Below are 21,671 nucleotides of genomic sequence, written 5' to 3'. Positions count from 1 at the left end.
AAATATCCCCTAGCCCACTGTTGCCATTGCCCCCTGCAACAGTCCCTCAAACAGCTTAAGCCCCTCTGTATTGCCCAACATCGAATCCGAAGCTCGTTCAGGATGAGGCATCATGCCAACGACGTTACCACGACGGTTACAGAGTCCGGCAATGTTGTGTAGCGACCCGTTGGGGTTACTGTCCTCTGTGATCTCTCCGGTTGTTGTGCAGTATCGAAACAGAATTTGGTTATGCTCTTCTAATTCGGCTAGCGTCCGATCATCTGCGTAATAGCACCCCTCTCCATGAGCGATAGGCAAAGAGATGACTTGTCCGGGTTGATAGCATTGCGTCCAGGGTAAGTCGGCACGCTCAACTTTTAAGGGAACGCGATCGCAAATAAAATGCAAATCGCGATTGCGGATCAACGCTCCCGGCAACAGCCCGGTTTCCGTCAACACCTGGAATCCATTGCAGACTCCCAACACGTACTTTCCTTGTTCTGCGTGTTTGACCGTGGCCTGCATGACTGGCGAGAACCGCGCGATCGCACCACAGCGCAGATAATCGCCATAACTAAAGCCACCGGGAATCACAATCACATCCAGGTCGGACAGATCGCTCTCTTCGTGCCAAACCATACGAGTTGGTTGCTGAAGCAAATCGCGCACGACCATGGCAATATCGCGATCGCAGTTGGAGCCAGGGAAGACAATAACACCAAATTTCATGGGTAGAGTGCGAAGTAGTGGAACAAAAAAGTTAGACTGTAGCGCATAGCAATTTAGGCACTGGCTTCAGCCAGTTCGGTCAGCTCAAACCGATAGTTTTCAATCACCGGGTTAGCAAGAAGCTGGTCACACACCCGATCGAGCTGCTCTCTGGCGATCGCTTCGCTGGCTGCCGTTAACGTTAATTCAACGTATTTCCCAATCCGCACATGTGCGACGTTATCGTAGCCAAGGTGCCTTAACCCAGATTCCACAGCCGTACCAGCCGGATCGAGCACCGACGGACGAAGCGTTACATAAATACGAGCTTGATAAGTTTGCATCACAGGAACCAGAGGAAATCTACAACGCCACAGCACTCATTCTAGAATGGGACTCAGGGGTATGGAGCATGAGATAGCGTAGAAACTAGACATCTGGCTCTATTCAGGGCAGATTGAGGGTTAGGTATAACACGACTTATGAAAACTCAACGCACTCGCAGTCAAGAGCGTATCTTGATATTGCTCAAGACGCTCAACCGAGCAATTTCTGCTCAAGATATTTACATTGAGCTGCGAAATCAGAATCAAACGATGGGTTTAGCGACCGTTTATCGCTCTCTTGATGCGTTGAAATTAGAGGGATCGGTTCAGGTACGCACCCTGGCCAGCGGGGAGTCTCTTTACAGCTCGGTGCAGGAAGATCGACACCATTTAACCTGTTTGCAGTGCGGTGCTTCAATTCCAATCAACGAATGCCCCGTGCACGAGCTAGAAGACCAACTGCATCAGTCTTATCAATTTAAGATTTACTACCACACACTAGAGTTTTTTGGCATTTGCACCACCTGCCAGCCCACCCATGCCGCAACCAGCCATACCTCTGAAGGGTAAAACGTGTGAAGGGTAAGATGGTGGGCGATCGCCCACGCAACAGATGCTCTAGATCCATTGCAACTGCATCGAAGCGATCGCCCACTCGTATTAGCTTGGCTTTGCGGATTTAGGAACGCTATCCCCGATGATGGAACGCATTCCTTCAACCGTAGCAGGGATATTGCGTGGGTCCATAAACATCACCTTGCTGCTGTCGCTGCTGCCGATCTTGGTGCCCATCTCAATGTAATGTTGCGCCATCAAGAACTGAAGCGCCTCTCGAGCATTTGGATCGGTTCGCAGGGTGTTAGCAATCACCTGTAACGCCTCTGCCGTCGCCTGCGCTTTCAGGACTTGCTCTTGCCGTTCGGCTTGCGCCCTCAGCACAATACTCTTTTGCTGCGCTTCAGCATCTAAAATGGCCGATTTTTGGCGTGCTTCAGCATCTAGCACTCTGGCTTCAGCGCTACCTCTAGCACTGTTTACGGCAGATTCTCGTTCTCCTTCAGAGGTCAAAATAGCCGCTCGTTTTCGCCGTTCTGCCGACATTTGCAGCTCCATCGAATCTTGAACCGCTTTGGACGGTACGATATCTCGCAGTTCAACGCGCGTTACCTTCACGCCCCACGGATCGGTAGAGATATCCAGCTCTCGCAGCAGGAGTTCGTTAATTTCGGAGCGGGCAGTAAAGGTTTCATCTAGCTCCAGTTTGCCCATTTCAGAGCGAATTTGGGTTAGCACCAGGTTCACCATCGCCGTTTGCAGATTTTCTACACGATAGTAGGCCTTCTCCAAATCCATAATGCGCCAGTAAACCACTGCATCCACGGAAATAGAAACGTTGTCCCGAGTGATGCACTGTTGCGGCGGAATATCGATCACCTTTTCCCGGATGGTTTGCAGGGTCACCACCTTGTCAACAAAGGGCACCATCATGTTCAGTCCTGGTGTCAGCTTTCTCCCCGTGTATCGTCCTAGTCGCTCGACGAGGGCTTCGTTCCCCTGGTTCACAATCCGAACGGAACCGGCCAGAGCAGAACCACCTAGAACTAAGAATGCTAAAAAACCGACTAGCTCGCCCATTTCAATTCTCCTAAAGTTTAATTATTTTATGTGGCAGCCAATGCTTAAAAATGAGCTTGGATTGAACTTGCTGGCATCACAATTAAAGTATTCCCCTGTCGTTCAACCACATAAACCTTCTGGTTAGGTGCGATCGCCACCGCTTCATCACCGCATCGAGCCTGCCAGGAGTTGCCCTCGTACAAAACGCGTCCGTTTTCCCCTGGCAAAATCTCCGTCAGGGTTTTGGCCTCGGTTGCATCTTCTAACAGACGTGATTTAACCTGAGGCACAAAGCGGCGTGAGGCGATCGTTAACCCCACCGATAACACTAACCAGAAAACAACCTGGAGGCCAAAGGACATTTGAGGAAGCACCCATACCAGCAACGCAACCAGAATGGCGCTCACTCCCATCGTGAACTCGATAAATGCGGTGGGCAACGCAAATTCCATTACGCAGAGAATAACGCCCGCGATCAGCCAAATTAGCCAAGGACTTAACATATTGAAACTTAAATTGGTGTTTTAACGGACAAACTCAATACTTGAAAGCACGAAGTTTCGGAGGGTTCATGCCATAAAACTCCTGCTTTCATGCCTCTCACCAACATGTCGCAGCAGGGGGAAACGAATGCGGTACACTTGAACCCAATTTAGCCTGACCTCAGCCTCATTTCACGACCTGATCAGCTTATCTTTAGGGTAACTCTTACACCGCATCGGCACATGAGCAGTCCCCCACCATCCTATATTCAGTGCCCTAACCCCGCCTGCCTGCATCCCGAGAACCTGTTGGGACAGTTGGTATGCGATCGTTGCCAAGCTCCGTTGCTGTATCGCTACCTTTGGGCGGTTGGTGCCGATCTCCGTCAGGTACCCATTGGTACGCATGTCGAAAATCGATACCGAGTGCTGGCTCCCCAGATTTGGCTGGACTTGCAGCCAGGGCAAGCGCCCGAAATTCCAACCGAATGGGCCAGCACCGAACTAGCGAATTGGGTGATGCCCTATTTACGCCTTTATCCATACCGACTGCATCTTCCAGTCGTACACGGGTTTTGCAAGGCAGACACCCGAACGGTTGCGCTACTGGACAACGTTCCTCTCAGCCGAGCCGGAAAGCCGTATCCCAGTTTGCGATCGCAATGGCCGCACGCCTCTGCTGTGCGCCAAACCTATTGGCTTTGGCAACTCTTGCAACTCTGGGTACCGCTGCAAGACGCGGGGGTAGCATCCAGTTTGTTGATTGATGAAAATATTCGGGTTGAAGGCTGGCGCGTTCGTTTGCTGCAACTGCGGGCAGGAAAACCAAAACCGAGCGGAAAGCCCGAGGGAGATACTCCCCTTAAACTAGCGTCTTTACAAGATTTAGCAACGGTTTGGCAGCCGCTGGTTAATCAGGCTAATCCTCAAATAGCGCCAGCGTTACAGGCACTATGCCAGCAGATGGTCGCTGAGAACACCGACAACGTGTTAGATGCGATCGCAGCACAACTGAACCAGATTCTTTTAGAGCAAGCCGCTCAACTGCCGCTTTACGTGCAGATTGCTGGAGCCACTAGCACGGGGCCACAACGCGCTCACAATGAGGATGCCTGTTATCCTGCGAATACCCAGGGTCAGGCCGACCCAGCGCTGCCGTATTTGGGAATTGTATGTGATGGCATTGGTGGTCATGCTGGCGGTGAAGTGGCAAGCCATCTGGCCTTAAAGTCTCTAGAATTGCAGGTGCGCGCCCTGCTGGTTGAAGTTGAAGAACAGGCGGAACTCCTTCCCCCCGATGTTGTGGCACAACAGCTTGAGGCCGTTGTGCGAGTGGTGAACAATATGATCTCCAACCAGAATGATACGCAAGGACGAGCCGCCCGCCAGCGTATGGGCACGACTTTAGCGATGGCATTACAGTTGCCCCAAACTGTAACAACGGCAAGCGGAAGGCGCAACGCTCATGAATTGTATCTGGCTCACGTGGGTGACAGCCGAGCTTATTGGATTACACCTCACTACTGTCAACTTTTGACCGTTGATGATGATGTGGCAACGCGCGACGTGCGAACGGGACGAAGCCTATATCAGGAGGCGGTTCGCCGACCCGACAGCGGCGCTTTAACTCAGGCGCTAGGTACTCGTGATGCTGATTCAATTCACACTACGATTCAACGGTTGATTGTGGAAGAAGACGGAATTCTGCTGTTGTGCTCAGATGGGTTGAGCGACAATGGCCTGGTTGAGCGATCGTGGGAAACGATCGCCGAATCGGTGTTTGAACATAAAACCGCGTTGGAGACAGCCGTTCAGTCGTGGATTGAGTTCGCCAATCAGCACAATGGTCATGACAATGTTTCGCTAGTCATGCTCTATTGCCAGGTATCTAAAGACCCTGCTCAGTTAGTGAAGCCTACAACATCTGCGCCCCCAGCCACCGCCACCCCAAATTCTGAACTATCAGAAGCATCAAAAGCATTGCTGTACGATGATGCTGACGAACAAGCACCAGAGGCGATCGCAACAGAGCCAGCACCAGAGCCGCAAGAGCGCTATAGCCGTTGGGCAATGGGGTTTGGCGCGATCGTTCTGGCGATCGCCCTTGGGGTTGCTGGGCTATTGATCTGGCAGCGAGTCGATCCCACAGGGTTTCAACGCACCCAAGACAATCTATTGGAAATATTTGAATCTGAGAATTAAGCAAAGCCTCGCATCATTGATTGGTAGGGCACTTCTGCCACTCGTCTGGAGCGAACTCCAGTTTTTTAGCGCCTAATTCCTACAACAACGGTGGGAAAGGAATCATCGTATGCAAAGATATCTAAGGGTGTTTAACTCAGACATTCATAGAACTTTGTCGATACTATTCAGACGTTGACAAAAAATACTAGAAACGTATATGAAGGTTGGCGATCGCATTCGTGTCAAAGAGTCAGTTATTGTTTATCACCATCCCGCTCATCGAAATGAGCCGTTTGACATCAAAGGACAGGAGGGTGAAGTAATTGCCATTCTCCAAGAGTGGCGAGGTAAGCCTGTCAGTGCCAATCTTCCGGTACACGTCAAATTCGATGGCAAATTCAAAGCGCATTTTCGTGAAGATGAACTGGAAGTTTCAGTGGCATCAGACTCCTAGCTGCCAGGAAGCAACCGCCAGAAACAGCGAAGCGAGTTGAACATTAAACGGGTGAAATCATCCTCGTCCTCGATAAAACCAGCCTAAAAAATTGATATCTTTCTGCATACTCTCAAGCTCTTTCTGATGCTGTGCCGCTACAGTTTTGTAACGTTGGCAATCCTGCTCGTGGTCTTGTCGCAACTGTACTTCGCGGTAGAACGATTGGCTCACAGAGTACGCCTCTAAAATTTCAATTTCAGGCTTGGGAGTTTGGATAATAATGTGGTGAATATCTGCCATCACAGTCTGCTATTACAGTTAGGGCTAAGCCGTTGAACTTAGAACGAGGTGACTGGCTCCAGGAGTAAGCCGCCTTTTTCAGAGTAGCGCAAGCCCTCTGACGCACAAAATTTTCACCAAACCAACCGCCTGCTGGTAGCAACAGACCTATAACCAACCTCGTAAGCGGTAGATGAACGTACCCACATACTCCTTCAAAGCACGGGTCAACTGCTGTAAGCTGTCTGCATCCGGAATAAGGTTAAGGGCGATCGCCTGGGGGCTGCCATCCAGTTCACGCACTTCTTGCTCTGTCACGATAAAATCCGTCGGTGCCGCAATTGCTTCAATTCCCTGTTTTTGAAAAATTCGGAGCGATCGCGGCATGTGCATCGCAGACGTGACGAGCAATATCCGGCGAATGCCCCGTTCTTGCAGAATGCGTTGGACATTCACTGCATTCTCGTACGTGTTCAAAGAGGTTTGATCTTGCAGAATCGCCGCTGCTGGCACACCCAACGCCTCAGCCAGTTTAGCCATATCGGCTGATTCAGGCGGGCCACCGCCTTTCCAACCAATACGTCCTCCGCTGAGAATAACGACAGGGGCTTTTCCCTCACGGAATAGCCTTGCCCCATAAATGACGCGATCGCCTGCTTCCGCTAAATCGATCCAGGGACGAGGCGAAAATTCAGGTTTAATTCCACCTCCCAACACCACGATCGCTTCCGCAGAAGGCACTTCGGTCGGAATGTGTTGCCACTCTAGCGATCGCACAACCCAGGTCGAGATTTGGCTGTTACCACCCAGCAGCAGAGCCGCCAGCGCTAACGCGACAAAAACGGCGGACAATCGAGGGCGGTGCCACACCGTTAATAGCGAAATCAACAGCAATACACAGGCCAGTCCTAACGGATAAATGAACAACGGCAGCAATTTCGACAGAAATAAGAACATCAGCGATGTCATCCTTAACCAAAGCAATTGAGCTGTTTGACCTTTGCGCCCTAGTATCTTGTGTCTTAATATCTACAGTCCACAGTCTACTCATCCAGATTTGCCATGAGGATTGAAACCCTGGCTATCCATGCCGGACGTAACCCCGACCCAGCCACAGGAGCGATCGCTCCTCCCATCTACCTGTCTACCACCTTTGAGCGAGAAGCAGACGGTAGCTATCCCCACGATTACTTATACACTCGCACCAACAACCCCAACCGAGCATCCCTGGAACAGTGCCTTACCGCCTTGGAAGGGGGAGTTGCGGCAGCCGCTTTTGCCTCCGGATCGGCAGCCACAGCCGCCGTTTTTCAAGCGCTCGCGCCAGGGGATCACGTAATTGCGCCCAACGAAGCCTACTCCGGCACGCCATTACTGCTGAACAGCGTTTTTGCGACCTGGGGGTTAGAGGTCACTTTTGTAGACATGACCTGTGTTGCTGAGGTGCAACAGGCCATCCAGCCCAACACACGCTTACTTTGGATCGAAACTCCCTCAAATCCCATGCTCAAGATAACCAACCTGAGCGAAATCACCGCACTGGCGCACCAAACCGGAGCCATCTGCGTTTGTGACAACACCTGGGCAACTCCACTCTTACAGCAGCCATTTCAACATGGAGTTGATCTGGTCGTTCATTCCACTACTAAGTATCTGAGCGGACATAGCGATGTTTTGGGTGGAGCAGTGATTGCTCGTACCGATTCAGAACGCTTTCAAACTATCCGGCATTTGCAGACAACAGGAGGTGCTGTTCCCTCCCCATTTGACTGCTGGCTAACACTGCGTGGCATTCAAACCTTACCCTACAGGGTCAAAGCCCATGCCGATCACGCCTACAGCGTGGCTAAGTTTCTGCACCAGCATCCAGCGGTCGAAGCCGTTCATTACCCCGGTCTGCCTCATCACCCTGGACACAGTGTTGCCGTTGAGCAAATGCGCGGTTTTGGTGGAATGCTGTCGGTGCAAATTAAGGGTGGACGCGATCGCGCCTTTGCCGTTGCTGCAAACGTCAAGCTATTTTCCCGAGCCACCAGTCTTGGCAGTGTTGAGAGTCTGATTGAACATCGTGCGTCCATTGAAGGAGCAGGAACCAGAACACCCGACAATCTACTGCGACTATCCATTGGTTTAGAACATCCAGATGATCTAATAGCAGATCTAGAGCAAGCGTTGAACTGACCCCTCAACGGTTGAACTAGAGACTGCCTTGCTGACTGCCTTGCTGATTACCTGCTCGATAACTATTGGGCTTGAAATAGCGGCTAAGGTGCAATATCAAAGAAATAGGGACTACCCTGCTTGGTTCTGAAACACCTGCTAGAACACCAAAAACAGCGATTGCACCCTGTTTCGCTGGAGCAGGGGGAGTTGAAGTAGAGGGGTTGACTAAACACCACGGGTTGAGGGCTTCCGAAACCACGAAGTTGTACTTTTGGGTTGGAAAAACTTGAAGCAGGCTTAAAGGACACCTCTTACTGATGAAGAATCGATATAAATGCCTCAAATTAAGGGGGATATAGGTGACAACAGCTAGAAGACATTTGTTATGTTTATCTCGGTTTCACCGGCGTATCGGTTGTGTCCGTGGGCAAAAGCATGGCCCTTCACATTAAGTAATGCCTGAGTGAACTCTAGATATCTGATGGATTAGCTCAAGCTCACAACGAACCTAAGGAGAATAGGTCATGGCTAAAACTCAAGAAGCAACTCAAGCGACAGCAATGCCCCTGCCCAATTCTGTTGCACCTAAGGCAGTTGCTGCTACTGAACTTCGCCCGTGGGGGTCGTTTACTGTTCTAGAAGAAGGGCGTGGGTATAAAATCAAGCGAATCGAGGTTAAGCCAGGGCATCGCCTTAGCCTGCAAATGCACCACCACCGCAGCGAGCACTGGATCGTTGTTGCAGGAACCGCCAGAGTAACCTGTGCAGAGAACGAAATGTTGCTCTTCAGCAATCAGTCAACCTATGTGCCGCCCTGCACAGCCCACCGCCTGGAAAATCCTGGCGTAATTCCTCTCATCCTAATTGAAGTTCAAAATGGTGAGTATCTGGGCGAAGACGATATTGTTCGCTATCAGGATGACTACGCCCGCGCCAAATAGCACTAGCTCCAAATGAAAGAGGGTCAGGCGAGGATGCATTGACAGCCCCCTCGATCAAGTGAATTTTGAAACAACAAATCCACCAACACAAGGATAGGGGCTAGCTCTTATCCTTGTAGTTTTTAGGATGGTTTTTAGGGTGTAGTAGTAGATCGTCTAACCGCTGTAAGATCGGCAAGCCGTTAGTTCTTGTTGATTAGAATTTTCGAATTCTTGAAGTCATGATTCATTTAAGTCAAGCCGCTATCACCGAGATTAACCGTATAAAGTCCAGGCAACACCATCCAGATGCGCTATTCCAGGTGGGTGTACAAGTGGGTGGCTGTTCTGACTTTTTCTATGTGCTGGCTTTGGTCGAGTGTCCCGGTGCTGAAGATATGGTTCTGGAACGGGGCGAAGTTAAACTGGCGATCGCGCCTCAAACCGTTCCCTACCTGAACGGCTTAACCATCGATTATTCTGAAGACCTGATGGGGGGTGGATTCCGGTTCCATAACCCCAACGCAGCTCAAACCTGTGGTTGCGGGAACTCTTTCTCGATCGCCGAAAAACAACTCGTCTGAGCAACAAACAGGCATCGATCGGCAAAGATTGGGAGCCGTCTTTAACCAGACTACAACCCAGCCGACTCGACCAGTCAGCCAACATCAGCTAATACAGGTAAACTACGAAATAGTCAAAACAAAATTGACAGTATCCCGCTAGAATCGATATAGTTAGAGACTGTTGAAAACTTCAGCCAGTTAAATTTTGTAAGAGGCAAGATCCGCTTTAGCCCATGCCCACTATCCAGCAACTCATTCGTGACGAACGCCGCAAGGCCAAGAAAAAAACTAAATCGCCTGCATTAAAGAGCTGCCCTCAGCGTCGTGGTGTTTGTACCAGGGTTTATACAACTACACCCAAAAAGCCAAACTCTGCTCTCCGTAAGGTTGCGCGTGTTCGTTTGACATCCGGCTTCGAGGTAACTGCCTACATTCCGGGGATCGGGCACAACCTGCAAGAGCATTCTGTTGTCATGATCCGGGGTGGTCGGGTTAAGGACTTGCCGGGGGTTCGCTATCACATCATTCGCGGAACGCTTGACACGGCTGGTGTGAAGGATCGCCGTCAAGGACGTTCCAAATATGGTGCCAAGCGTCCAAAGCAATAGCCAAAGTATTTCTAGCTGCTAGGTTGCCTTCAAAACCAATTGCTCAGTTGAAAAACAAACACATTTGTAACACAAACACATTTTCTGATGGTCGTTTGATGCTGTTTGGAACCGTTTAACAACCTGAGCGGTTTGGGGTGGGCAAATCAAGATCTCTTGTAACTGCTTCTTTCAAAGTTGGAGTCTAGCAATTCTGTCCGTTCAACTACGTTCAATCCAAAAATAGTGCTTTAGGGATCATTATGTCTCGTCGTACAGTTATTCAAAAGCGCCCGGTTCAGCCTGACCCGGTTCATAATAGCCGCCTCGTCAGCATGATGGTGCGTCGCTTAATGCACAGCGGCAAAAAATCTGTAGCCTACAACATCATTTACGATGCGTTCAAACTCATTGAAGAGCGGACAGGCTCAGATCCTCTGGAAACCTTCGAAAGAGCCGTGCGAAATGCAACCCCCCTCGTGGAGGTGAAGGCACGCCGGGTTGGTGGTGCGACCTATCAGGTTCCCATGGAAGTGCGGTCAGATAGAGGCATTGCTTTGGCGCTTCGCTGGCTGACTCAGTTCTCTCGGCAGCGTTCTGGACGGACAATGGCAGGTCGGTTAGCCAACGAGCTGATGGATGCCGCTAATGAAACCGGAAGCGCTATCCGCAAACGGGAAGAAACCCACAGAATGGCCGAAGCAAACAAGGCATTTGCCCATTACCGCTACTAAATTTGAGAAGAACACATCCTTGCTGGGAAAAAGTATAAAATCTTAACAGATGCAGTTTATGAAAAGCTGCAAAGAACAAGGAGGTAGCTGTGGCACGTAATATCCCGCTTGAGCGGATACGTAATATTGGAATTGCCGCCCATATTGATGCGGGGAAAACGACGACGACAGAACGAATTCTGTTCTATTCGGGCGTAATCCACAAGATCGGCGAGGTGCACGAAGGCACGGCTGTTACCGATTGGATGGATCAAGAGCGGGAGCGGGGTATTACAATCACTGCTGCTGCTATCACCACAAGTTGGAAAGACCACCGCATCAATATTATTGATACCCCCGGACATGTTGACTTCACGATTGAAGTCGAGCGTTCGATGCGAGTACTGGACGGTGTAATTACTGTGCTTTGCTCTGTTGGTGGGGTTCAGCCACAGACCGAAACCGTTTGGCGTCAGGCCGATCGCTACAAAGTTCCTCGTATCGTATTCATCAATAAGATGGATCGGACAGGTGCAGACTTTTATAAGGTCTATAACCAGGTGCGCGATCGCCTCCGAGCTAATGCCGTTCCTGTGCAGATCCCCATTGGTAGCGAGGACGTGTTCCGAGGAATCATTGACCTGGTGAAGATGCGCGCACGCATCTACAACAACGACCTCGGCACCGACATGGACGACACCGAAATCCCCGAAGATATGAGGGGGTTGGCGGATGAGTACCGTACAAAGCTGATAGAATCCGTTGCCGAGACAGACGATGCTCTGACTGCAAAGTATCTGGAAGGAGAGGAGCTGACGGAGAACGAAATTCGAGCCGCGCTTCGCAAAGGAACCATTGATGGAACGATCGTTCCAGTGTTTTGTGGCTCTGCTTTCAAAAACAAAGGGGTTCAGCTTCTGTTAGATGCAGTCGTTGACTATCTACCGTCTCCTTTAGATGTTCCTCCGATTCAAGGGACGCTCGCCAACGGTGAAACAGCGGCTCGCCGTGCCGACGACAATGAACCGTTGTCAGCTTTGGCCTTTAAGATCATGTCTGATCCCTATGGTCGGCTGACGTTCGTTCGGGTTTACTCTGGAGTGTTGAGCAAAGGTAGTTACGTCTACAACTCCACAAAGGGCAAGAAAGAGCGTATTTCTCGGTTAATTGTCTTGAAGGCGGACGAACGCACTGAGGTTGACGAATTGCGGGCGGGAGATTTGGGTGCCGCTTTGGGTCTAAAAGATACGTTCACTGGTGATACTATCTGTGACGAAAGCTCCCCCATCGTTCTAGAATCCCTGTACATTCCAGAGCCTGTAATTTCGGTGGCAGTAGAGCCAAAAACCAAACAGGATATGGAGAAGCTTTCGAAAGCCCTACAGTCACTTTCGGAAGAAGATCCTACATTCCGTGTCAGTATTGACTCAGAAACCAACCAAACTGTAATTGCAGGGATGGGTGAACTTCATCTAGAAATTTTGGTTGACCGGATGCTACGAGAGTTTAAGGTAGAGGCTAACGTGGGCGCTCCCCAAGTTGCTTACCGTGAAACGGTTCGTAAGTCGGTTCGCCAAGAGGGTAAGTTTATTCGCCAGAGTGGCGGTAAGGGTCAATATGGTCACGTTGTAATCGAGCTGGAACCTGGCGATCCGGGCAGCGGCTTCGAATTTGTCTCCAAAATTGTTGGAGGTTCTGTTCCTAGGGAATACATTGCCCCTGCGGAGCAGGGCATGAAAGAAGCTTGCGAGTCTGGTATTCTGGCTGGATATCCGGTCATCGATCTCAAAGCGACTCTGGTTGATGGGTCTTATCATGAGGTGGACTCTTCTGAAATGGCTTTCAAAATTGCAGGTTCAATGGCAATTAAGGAGGCAGTCATGAAGGCTTCTCCGGTATTGCTCGAACCGATGATGAAAGTCGAGGTCGAAGCACCCGAAGACTTCTTAGGTGATGTCATGGGAGACTTAAACTCCCGCCGGGGGCAGATTGAAGGAATGGGCTCCGATAGTGGCATCGCCAAGGTTACTGCTAAGGTACCCTTGGCCGAGATGTTCGGATATGCTACTGATATCCGGTCTAAGACCCAGGGTCGGGGCATATTCTCGATGGAGTTTAGCCACTACGATGAGGTGCCTCGCAACGTGGCTGAAACAATCATTGCAAAGAGTAAAGGGAACGCATAATCAGAGAGAGGAAGAAGTAGATTCATGGCACGCGCAAAGTTTGAAAGGACCAAACCTCACGTCAATATCGGTACCATCGGTCACGTTGACCACGGTAAAACAACCCTGACAGCCGCAATCACGATGACTTTGGCTGCTCTGGGGCAGGCTCAAGCTAGAAAATATGATGAGATTGACGCGGCTCCTGAGGAAAAAGCCAGAGGGATTACGATCAATACGGCTCACGTGGAGTACGAGACAACCAATCGCCACTATGCCCACGTAGACTGTCCAGGCCACGCTGACTATGTGAAGAACATGATCACGGGTGCGGCTCAAATGGATGGTGCGATCCTGGTGGTTTCTGCGGCTGACGGTCCCATGCCCCAGACGCGTGAGCATATCCTTCTAGCGAAGCAGGTTGGAGTTCCTAACATTGTTGTCTTCCTGAACAAGCAAGACCAGGTTGATGACGATGAACTGCTTGAACTGGTTGAGCTGGAAGTCCGTGAACTGCTCAGTTCCTATGATTTCCCAGGAGACGACATTCCTGTTGTCTCTGGTTCCGCTCTTCAGGCGCTAGAAGCTCTCGCTTCCAGTCCCAAAATTGTGAAGGGCGAAAACGAGTGGGTTGATAAGATTTACAAGCTCATGGATGAGGTTGATGCTTACATTCCAACTCCTGAGCGGGATGTAGATAAGCCCTTCCTGATGGCGGTAGAGGACGTGTTCTCCATTACAGGTCGAGGAACGGTTGCTACTGGCCGGATTGAGCGGGGTAAGGTCAAAGTTGGCGAGACGGTTGAACTGGTTGGCCTTCGCGATACTCGCAGCACGACGGTTACCGGAATCGAGATGTTCAAAAAGAGTCTTGAGGAAGGAATGGCTGGTGATAATGCGGGTCTGTTGCTTCGCGGAATGCAGAAGGCCGACATTGAACGGGGTATGGTCATTGCTAAACCTGGTTCAATCACTCCCCATACTCAGTTTGAGAGCGAAGTTTACGTTCTCAAGCAAGAAGAAGGTGGACGCAAGACGCCTTTCTTCCCCGGTTATCGTCCCCAGTTTTACGTTCGAACCACCGATGTGACTGGTACCATCAAAGCGTTTACGGCAGATGACGGCAGTGATGCTGAGATGGTGATGCCCGGTGACCGTGTGAAAATGACGGTTGAGCTGATTAGCCCGATCGCCATTGAGCAGGGAATGCGCTTTGCTATCCGTGAAGGTGGCCGTACCATTGGGGCGGGCGTTGTCTCCAAAATCCTAAAATAGTTAGTTACTAACTGTTGATGGTCAGCAGTCATCGTCTATGATGACTGCTGATTCTTATGAATCCTCTCTTCAACTGAACCTGGACAATTTGAGTTAGTTTCTTATGGCAACGATTCAGCAACAAAAAATCCGCATTCGTCTGAAGGCATTTGACCGCCGACTTCTAGATACGTCCTGTGAAAAGATCGTTGATACAGCCAATCGAACAAATGCTACGGCGATCGGCCCGATTCCACTCCCAACGAAGCGGCGAATTTATTGTGTCTTGCGATCGCCCCACGTGGATAAAGACTCGCGCGAACACTTTGAAACTCGTACCCACCGCCGCATTATTGATATTTATCAACCATCATCCAAAACCATTGATGCATTGATGAAGCTGGATCTCCCTGCCGGTGTGGATATCGAAGTAAAGCTTTAACAAAATCCTGATGGTACCCGCTTAAGCAATCGATACAATACGATACACTTAGAGTGTAACAATTTGCTGTAGATAGTTTTCTGGCCTATCACGAAAGCGATCGATAGAGCCGGGTTCAGACGTGTTGTATCCCCGTAGGGATCAAGGTAGTAATGACATCTTCATCGGTTGCTGTTCGAGAGCTTCCTCTTTTTCCATTACCTGAAGTGGTTTTGTTTCCGGGAAAGCGGTTGCCACTGCATATCTTTGAATTCCGCTACCGGATTATGATGAACACCATCCTTCAAAGCGATGGGCGGTTTGGGGTGTTGATGTTCGATCCAGTTGAAGGCAAGGCAGCAGCGATTGGTTGTTGTGCAGAAATCGTTCATCATCAGCGGTTGCCCGATGACCGTATGAAGGTCATGACGGTTGGGCAACAACGATTCCGTGTTCTGGAGTATGTTCGAGAACGTCCTTATTACGTTGGTTTGGTTGAATGGATTGAAGATGCCCCCACGGAGCAAGACTTAAGTGGGTTAGCTGTCGATGTTGATCAGTTGCTTCGAGATGTTGTACGGTTATCGGCAAAGCTGACCGGGCAGGAGATCGAACTGCCAGACGATATTCCCGATCTACCAGTTGAGTTGTCTTATTGGGTTGCGGGTAATCTCTATGGTGCTGCACCGGAACAACAGTCTTTACTGGAGATGCAGGATACATCGGCGAGGTTAGAGCGCGAGGCAGAAATTTTGACCTCCACTCGCAACCATTTAGCTGCTCGTACCGCGCTCAAGGATGCACTGAAGTAGGTTGGGCGTTTCACAACGTCACCTCCAAACATGATATAAGCGGGAGTAAGAGTAACGGAGCCTGTGTGGTTCTTTAACCTTCCTTCCGCTTTTGCGTTGAATGGAAGCGGCGATCCTGGGTTGGGTTCTACCGACCTCACCGTTCCACCCCCGCATTGACCCTGTATGAAACCTTATCAGGCTATACCGATTGTAGAATGTGGCGAACCGCTGGTTCCGATTCCGCTCAATGTATTTGCGGCACAGCAGCCCCATCCTTACGTCAAATTAGCGGCACCTTATGGGGCGCGATCGCCCTATTTCCTGCGCGAGGGTGTACTCCACTCGTTGATGACCGCCCAGGCACAATTGCAGGAGTGGTATCCCGGTTGGCGAATTCAAATCTTTGATGCTTATCGCCCCATTGCAGTGCAGCAGTTCATGGTGGACCATACCTTTCAAGAAACGGTTCGAACCTGTGGGCTGGAGCCAGATCAATTAACCACTGCTCAGCGTTCCGAGATTCTAGATCGGGTTTATCAATTTTGGGCCGTTCCAAGTAACAACCCGGCAACACCGCCACCTCACAGCACGGGTGCCGCGATCGATATCACTTTAGTAGACGCAGTCGGTATCCCGATTGATATGGGATCTCCCATAGATGAACTGTCCGAGCGCTCCTATCCCAATCACTTTGCAGCGGCTCAATGGGCGAAAGCAGAACCTCACTGCACTATAGAAGCAGCGCAGCGATCGTACTTTGATCACAATCGTCAAATTTTGTACCGCATCATGACTGCGGCAGGATTTCAGCAGCATCCCAATGAATGGTGGCACTTTTCGCAGGGCGATCAGATGTGGGTCTGGCTCGTCCAGCAGGAATCTCTTGATAAAGCATCGGTTGCCCGCTACGGCATGGTATGAAACGCAGCACCCTTTTGAGATAGAAGTTTGAGATCAAAGGAGTGCTGCGTTATGGTCTTAGATTGGCCTCAGTGGAGGCTTAACGGTGATGGAGTCTGAACCTTAAACGTACTTAACGTAGTTTGCAGTCAGGCTCAATACATTCAATGGAGCGTTTTCAATGAAGGCTACGAGGTTGCCATTTTGCTCGTTGAAAACACCGACACCAGATGCCCCATTTTTAGTGGTTGCAGACAGGTTATAGTTAGCCGCCGTTCCCGGTAGTTGAAGGATATCGTTTACTCGCTTAAAGTCCTTCAGGATGGCATAGCCGTCTGTATTATTGATGACGAAGGTATCCTTTCCGGCTCCGCCAGTGAGGCTATCTTGTCCTGAGGTGCTGACCAACACATCATTTCCATCTTGACCCATCAGAATATCATTGCCTTTACCGCCGATTAGCACATCATCGCCACCGCCGCCGAACAGTGAATCGTTGCCATCACCGCCATGCAAGCGATCGCTACCGCCTCCACCTTTGAGTTCGTTACTCAAGTTGTCGCCTTGAATCAGCGTTTTGTTGGGCGATCGCAGATAATTATTTGCTGCACCGCCAAACACATCCATATTGGATTGCTGATTTAGAGAGCCATTGCCAGCCGTGTTGCCATCAAAGATAGAGTTCTTGATACTGGCTGATTTGCGATGCAGCGTAAAAATAGCACCTGCATCACTGCCGGCAAAGTTCCCATTAAAGTTGGTATTGCTGACGTTAATTTGGGAATTCCACAGACCGTTGTAGATGGCACCACCAGACCCGTTGCCGTCCGAGCCAGCCGCCTTGTTGCCAGAAAATTGGCTGTCGGTAACGTTAATGGGTACGCCTCCGTCAAACCACAAGCCACCGCCTTCTGACTGCGATGTGTTGTTGGAAATGACGGTATTTTTGATGTTGGTAAAACCAGACAGTCGAATTCCACCGCCTTTCGAGGTGCCATTAGGTGCCTTGCTGACCTCATTTTTCACAATCGTACTGTCTTCGATCGTGACGTAGTCATGGTCATATCCCCAGATAGCAATACCGCCCCCAAAAGCAACGGCACTATTGCCCTCAAATCGGCTATTGCGAACTACAATGTTGCGACCTGGAGTATTTTGGGATTTCCCTTCTGCCATGTACTTGTCTTTTGTCGGCACACTGGCTCCATCAACATAGAGTCCGCCTCCAAACCCGGTGCCGATGTTGTTGAGGAACGTCGAGTTTTCCACCAGGGTTTCGGTAAACAGGGCACCAACGGCTCCACCATGATTTCCTTTGTTGTTGGTGAACTCGCTGTTTTTGACCGTTAGTTTGCTTTCATGCAAGACGCTGATAGCACCACTGGTCGGCGATACACCGCCGACCAAACCAGTATTTAAAGTAGCGCCATCGTTGCCATCAAATTTGCTATTAAGGACGGTAACAGTTGTATTTTTCCGTGCCGAAATAGCCCCAGCCTTAGACACATTGTTGTAGAACTGAACGTTGTCTACTGTTAAGGTGCCACCGTCTCTAACGTCGATCGCCCCACCCCGATCATTGGCGATAAAACCATCAGAAACGGTTAAGTTCTTGAGTGTGAACCTTCCACCTTTTGCGCCATTTGTGCCAGCCTGACTAACAAAAAAAACTCGATTGCGTTGGTTACCACTGATTTTTAGATTGGGAGCATTGGCACCATCAATTGTGAGGTCTTTATCGATGTGAAGTTGACGCCCTGTAACAGCAATTGTCTGATTGGCAAGGCTAGGAGCAAACCTAATAGTGTCCCCTGCCTGAGCTTGACTAATTGCATCTCGTAGTGATCCTTGCCCGAAATCCGCAGTGTTTGTAACTGTGATAACGCTCATTATTCATCCTTCTGAGTAACTTCAGTTGGTAGAACACCCTGAGTTACTCGCTGTTGAAATGATTTACTTTTCAGCACACTGAATCAGACCCAGCTACAGAATGGCTGAATCAAACACACAACAAATGTTGCTATTTAGGTTGGTAGAATTGTTGTCTCTGGTTAACAGCTAGCTATCAATAGGATGCCCAATCTGGAGAACAACTTTACCTTCCGAACACATTTAGGTGAGGTTTTGATGAATTCTTGGTGCTGACAACACCACACTATGCCAATTAACTCAACGTCTAGCCAGGTTGGGATACAGCTTGAATGACTTGCCATTCAAGCCCAACACCAAAAAGATGGATAGTCCTTCTTTCCAAGATCTTCAGGGTAATGAATAGTAACGACGCTACTGAATCAGGCTGATTCATCGTCATGACTGAACACGATCGCTCCGGATTGAGCTTATCGTTTGCTTCGCATAGTGTAGGTGCTCGTTCCTAACAAGCCAAAGATAACGCTCCTGGGATGCTCTACTCTGACTGAATAACGTTATACACGCAACCCGGTTCACACTCTATTGAATGAAAATGACGAGGCGCGTACCCGCTTGACTTGGGAGAATCACTTCGGCTCAATGAACCTGATGTCCAGCCCATGTAAAACGGATTCCGTATAACGATTAAATTTCCGTAACACTATACCACAGATGCAATTTGGCGCAATCAGTTATTGCAATACGTGTTAACTTCCTCTACTAACGGAGACTCTCGTTCGGTGGCATCTTGGAGGGCATCAAATGCTTGCTGTGCCGCCTCTGCATCCTGGCTACTGACGGCAGTCACCATCGCGTTGGTGGCCTGACTCGTATCCGAATACATTGAGATGAACCGGGTTTGATAGGCTTGAAGGCGCTCGTCTGCGAACTGGAGTGATTCCATTTCCGATCTAGCTTGAGCCGTTGTATTGGCTATTTTTTCCATTGCCTGAGTGTCTTGGGGGCCTTTGGCCGTTTGAGTGACAGTTTGGACATCAGTCACGACACCGTTCGCAATTTCAATGAGCTGATTGCACTGGGACACTTTGCTTTCACTACAGCTCGTTGCCAAAATACTCAGAACAGTGACGACGGAAACACAAACTGTATATTTGCGAAAAAGCAGCATGCTTATTCTCCCAGGTTGGCTGACAAAATCTAGAGCAAGTCAAGAGTGGTTTAAAGGTGATTCGAGGCTGTTTAAGAACTGGCCTGTCGTGTTCATTGGGTATCTGCCGAGCTGACCGCCCCTCCCTCAAAAGGGGATTTAGGAGATGTCAACCGTTTGGCTACCGAACAATAGGACATTTAAAACATCCTCTTAGAGAAGTAACAAAGCCTTTACGTTTAGGTGGGTCGGTTTTCCATTCTAAGCGATGGTGAGATGCAAGACTTTGGAGTACAGCTTCCTACCCGAATCTACTGCCCATTTTGCTAAATCGCCAACCCTTGTTCTGGCTTACCGCAGGCGCAAGCTCCCAGGTCTGGGGAACTTTGAAACAAAATCGGTTCGGAAGTCCCTCCGGGGCTGGGGGAGTTAGCGATCGCCATCTGCCAGTCCGCAGGTATTTGGCGAGAAGTCGCTGTCTGGCGACACAATGAACAGCTTAATGTCATCAAAAACATAATCCGGCTGGTGACAACTGAGATTCACCCCAAAGTGCTCAAGGGTGGACTCTTTCGTTACGAGCAGCAACCGCTGAGACCGCTGAAGTTCCATGTCCAACTCATACGGTTCTTCAAAACGCTTGATATAGCTGAGACGGCTATAGAAATTTAGACTTGGATCGCCCACTCCAAAGGCGGATGGCAGGCTATCTGCACAGGCTTCACAGGTTTCTTGCTGCAACACCTCTGCCAGCGGCAACAAACGCCCACCCAACACCTGAACATCTAAAACAGGCAACACTAAACTCACCAGGGTTAACGCCACGCAACTAAAGGCAACCAGGCTTCCCCACCATGCCCATACCGCCTGGGCACGCAGCAGGCTGAAGAATACAGCAACAGCCGCCCCTACATGAATCAGGGTCAGTATCCACAGGGCACCTGTGTTTTGGATGCTTTGAAGCACAGGCTCATTTGGCAACAGGCGAGGCAGCACCAGAAAGGCGATCGCCATCAGCACATAACCCAGCCCGGTCAGTTTGAGTGTCAACTGTTGCCAGCGACCAGGCGTAGCCATCTGCCGTTCCCACGCTTGAGCGCAAAGATAGGCCAATGCCGGGAATCCAGGATTGATGTACCACGGCAGTTTAGTTGCGGCGACGCTCATAAAAACCAGCACCGTCAGTAGCCAGATCGTCATAAATAGACCTATCTGCTGAGCGGGTGCCTGGTGCCGCCAGTAGCGCAACCGCAACCAGCCCTGCCGAGGCGCTTGAACCAGGGTTTGGAGGAGCGGCAGCACCCAGGGGAAAAAACCAACTAGCAGCAGGGGCAGATAGTACCACCAGGGGCCGACTTGATTTAAGTTTGCCGTAACAAAGCGATCGACATTGTTAAAGACGAAGGATTGATCAACAAAATTCCAGCCGTTCGCGTACAGCACCAAGAGATACCAGGGAAAGGTAATGGCTCCAAAAAGGGTGAGTCCCCATCTCCACGGCACTGTGGCGAATTGCTCACGCCAGCGGCCTACAGCGGTTAAGAAAACGGCGATCGCCAAACTGCATAGCACCAGTGCCAGCGGCCCTTTCGCTAAAACAGCCAGCCCCAGGCAGGCAAAAAACCATAAATACCCCTGGCGTTGCCCCGTGCTGTAGGCCCAATACCAGCAGTACAGTGCTGCTGTCATAAATACCGTCAGCAGCATGTCGTGCTGTCCGGTTCGCCCCAGAGCAAAAGTAAACGGATTGGCAGCCAGCATGGTAGCCGCCAGAAGCGCAATGCGGGAGTTGGCGAACCGTGCCACAAAGCCCCAGGTAATGAGAACCAGACCCGTTGCCGACACCGCCGACGGCAGCCGCACCGCCCATTCGTTTAAGCCAAACAGCCGAAACCCGATCGCAATCAACCAGTGCAGCAAAATCGGTTTATCAAAATAAATGTCGCCGTTGTAAACCGGCGTAATCCAATCCTGTCGCACCCAAATTTGGCGGGCAATTTCTGCTTGTTTCGCTTCGGTGATGTTGAACAGCGTGTAGCCATCCAGTTGCCAAAAGAACAGAACACCACACAGCAGCAATAACCCGACAAGGGTCAGTAGGAAGCGGTTCGATAGAGAGTGGGAAGAAAACGATATCGCAGGCATTGATCGTGAG

22 protein-coding genes are annotated in these 21,671 nt (G+C 50.2%); 13 read left to right on the top strand and 9 right to left on the bottom strand.

Annotation, left to right across the window (positions count from 1 at the left end; all coding sequences use genetic code 11):
- Positions 1-9 precede the first annotated feature (9 nt).
- Together purQ and purS are read right to left on the bottom strand one after the other, a co-directional pair.
- On the bottom strand, positions 10-711 hold the full coding sequence (gene purQ, locus IQ268_RS02195) for a phosphoribosylformylglycinamidine synthase subunit PurQ (RefSeq protein WP_193875105.1): 702 nt from the start codon (positions 709-711) through the stop codon (positions 10-12).
- Positions 712-764: 53 nt separating this feature from the next.
- Entirely contained in the window at positions 765-1,037 is a 273-nt protein-coding gene (gene purS / locus IQ268_RS02190; RefSeq protein ID WP_370584635.1) for a phosphoribosylformylglycinamidine synthase subunit PurS, read from the bottom strand.
- A 135-nt stretch (positions 1,038-1,172) separates the two neighbouring features.
- On the opposite strand from purS, the gene IQ268_RS02185 reads away from it, so the two are divergent.
- Positions 1,173-1,586: a Fur family transcriptional regulator gene (locus tag IQ268_RS02185; protein ID WP_193875101.1), complete on the top strand. Its 414-nt coding sequence runs from the start codon at positions 1,173-1,175 to the stop codon at positions 1,584-1,586.
- Positions 1,587-1,676: 90 nt separating this feature from the next.
- On the opposite strand, the gene IQ268_RS02180 is transcribed toward IQ268_RS02185, so the two are convergent.
- Together IQ268_RS02180 and IQ268_RS02175 are read right to left on the bottom strand one after the other, a co-directional pair.
- The gene (locus tag IQ268_RS02180) at positions 1,677-2,651 is read right to left on the bottom strand and encodes an SPFH domain-containing protein (protein ID WP_193875099.1); all 975 of its coding nucleotides are present in this window, start codon (positions 2,649-2,651) and stop codon (positions 1,677-1,679) included.
- A 44-nt stretch (positions 2,652-2,695) separates the two neighbouring features.
- Complete coding sequence (locus tag IQ268_RS02175; RefSeq protein ID WP_193875097.1) at positions 2,696-3,136, bottom strand: NfeD family protein; 441 nt, start codon at positions 3,134-3,136, stop codon at positions 2,696-2,698.
- Between the two features lie 222 nt (positions 3,137-3,358).
- Between IQ268_RS02175 and IQ268_RS02170 the strand changes: the two genes are divergently transcribed.
- Together IQ268_RS02170 and IQ268_RS02165 are read left to right on the top strand one after the other, a co-directional pair.
- Positions 3,359-5,317, top strand: a complete 1,959-nt coding sequence (locus IQ268_RS02170) for a PP2C family serine/threonine-protein phosphatase (protein WP_193875095.1) — start codon at positions 3,359-3,361, stop codon at positions 5,315-5,317.
- Between the two features lie 199 nt (positions 5,318-5,516).
- On the top strand, positions 5,517-5,753 hold the full coding sequence (locus IQ268_RS02165; RefSeq protein WP_193875093.1) for a ferredoxin-thioredoxin reductase variable chain: 237 nt from the start codon (positions 5,517-5,519) through the stop codon (positions 5,751-5,753).
- Positions 5,754-5,810: 57 nt separating this feature from the next.
- Here the strand turns inward: IQ268_RS02165 and IQ268_RS02160 are convergent, their stop codons facing one another.
- Together IQ268_RS02160 and IQ268_RS02155 are read right to left on the bottom strand one after the other, a co-directional pair.
- Positions 5,811-6,035, bottom strand: coding sequence for a hypothetical protein (locus IQ268_RS02160; RefSeq protein ID WP_193875091.1), 225 nt, complete (start codon positions 6,033-6,035; stop codon positions 5,811-5,813).
- A gap of 147 nt (positions 6,036-6,182) precedes the next feature.
- Complete coding sequence (locus IQ268_RS02155; protein WP_193875089.1) at positions 6,183-6,971, bottom strand: YdcF family protein; 789 nt, start codon at positions 6,969-6,971, stop codon at positions 6,183-6,185.
- A 105-nt stretch (positions 6,972-7,076) separates the two neighbouring features.
- Here IQ268_RS02155 and IQ268_RS02150 point away from each other — a divergent pair, with 105 nt between their 5' ends.
- The 10 genes from IQ268_RS02150 (at position 7,077) to IQ268_RS02105 (ending at position 16,518) form a co-directional block, all read left to right on the top strand.
- A complete protein-coding gene (locus IQ268_RS02150; protein ID WP_193875087.1) occupies positions 7,077-8,195 on the top strand; it encodes a PLP-dependent aspartate aminotransferase family protein in 1,119 nt (372 codons plus the stop codon).
- Between the two features lie 506 nt (positions 8,196-8,701).
- Positions 8,702-9,118, top strand: coding sequence for a phosphomannose isomerase type II C-terminal cupin domain (locus tag IQ268_RS02145; RefSeq protein ID WP_193875085.1), 417 nt, complete (start codon positions 8,702-8,704; stop codon positions 9,116-9,118).
- Between the two features lie 221 nt (positions 9,119-9,339).
- The gene (locus IQ268_RS02140) at positions 9,340-9,681 is read left to right on the top strand and encodes an iron-sulfur cluster assembly accessory protein (RefSeq protein WP_193875084.1); all 342 of its coding nucleotides are present in this window, start codon (positions 9,340-9,342) and stop codon (positions 9,679-9,681) included.
- 215 nt (positions 9,682-9,896) lie between these two features.
- Complete coding sequence (gene rpsL / locus IQ268_RS02135) at positions 9,897-10,271, top strand: 30S ribosomal protein S12 (protein WP_193875082.1); 375 nt, start codon at positions 9,897-9,899, stop codon at positions 10,269-10,271.
- A 242-nt stretch (positions 10,272-10,513) separates the two neighbouring features.
- Complete coding sequence (gene rpsG, locus IQ268_RS02130; protein WP_193875079.1) at positions 10,514-10,984, top strand: 30S ribosomal protein S7; 471 nt, start codon at positions 10,514-10,516, stop codon at positions 10,982-10,984.
- 89 nt (positions 10,985-11,073) lie between these two features.
- A complete protein-coding gene (fusA, locus tag IQ268_RS02125) occupies positions 11,074-13,149 on the top strand; it encodes an elongation factor G (RefSeq protein WP_193875077.1) in 2,076 nt (691 codons plus the stop codon).
- 24 nt (positions 13,150-13,173) lie between these two features.
- Complete coding sequence (tuf, locus tag IQ268_RS02120; protein ID WP_193875075.1) at positions 13,174-14,403, top strand: elongation factor Tu; 1,230 nt, start codon at positions 13,174-13,176, stop codon at positions 14,401-14,403.
- A gap of 103 nt (positions 14,404-14,506) precedes the next feature.
- Entirely contained in the window at positions 14,507-14,824 is a 318-nt protein-coding gene (gene rpsJ, locus IQ268_RS02115) for a 30S ribosomal protein S10 (RefSeq protein WP_018399487.1), read from the top strand.
- 152 nt (positions 14,825-14,976) lie between these two features.
- Complete coding sequence (locus tag IQ268_RS02110; RefSeq protein ID WP_193875072.1) at positions 14,977-15,615, top strand: LON peptidase substrate-binding domain-containing protein; 639 nt, start codon at positions 14,977-14,979, stop codon at positions 15,613-15,615.
- Positions 15,616-15,780: 165 nt separating this feature from the next.
- Positions 15,781-16,518 carry a M15 family metallopeptidase gene (locus IQ268_RS02105; protein ID WP_193875070.1) on the top strand — a complete coding sequence of 246 codons (738 nt, stop codon included), beginning with the start codon at positions 15,781-15,783 and terminating at the stop codon, positions 16,516-16,518.
- Between the two features lie 102 nt (positions 16,519-16,620).
- On the opposite strand, the gene IQ268_RS02100 is transcribed toward IQ268_RS02105, so the two are convergent.
- The 3 genes from IQ268_RS02100 to IQ268_RS02090 all read right to left on the bottom strand — a co-directional run bounded on the left by IQ268_RS02100 (position 16,621) and on the right by IQ268_RS02090 (position 21,661).
- Positions 16,621-18,387, bottom strand: coding sequence for a right-handed parallel beta-helix repeat-containing protein (locus IQ268_RS02100; protein ID WP_193875068.1), 1,767 nt, complete (start codon positions 18,385-18,387; stop codon positions 16,621-16,623).
- 709 nt (positions 18,388-19,096) lie between these two features.
- Positions 19,097-19,537 (bottom strand): hypothetical protein, encoded by a 441-nt coding sequence (locus IQ268_RS02095; protein WP_193875066.1) that lies wholly within the window; start codon positions 19,535-19,537, stop codon positions 19,097-19,099.
- A 408-nt stretch (positions 19,538-19,945) separates the two neighbouring features.
- On the bottom strand, positions 19,946-21,661 hold the full coding sequence (locus IQ268_RS02090) for a glycosyltransferase family 39 protein (protein WP_193875064.1): 1,716 nt from the start codon (positions 21,659-21,661) through the stop codon (positions 19,946-19,948).
- Between the last annotated feature and the right edge of the window lie 10 nt (positions 21,662-21,671).

The sequence above is a fragment of the Oculatella sp. LEGE 06141 genome (genome assembly GCF_015207605.1).
Taxonomy (GTDB): domain Bacteria; phylum Cyanobacteriota; class Cyanobacteriia; order Elainellales; family Elainellaceae; genus Oculatella.
Note: the sequence above shows the minus strand (reverse complement) of the source record. Positions and strands in the feature narration are given on the sequence as shown.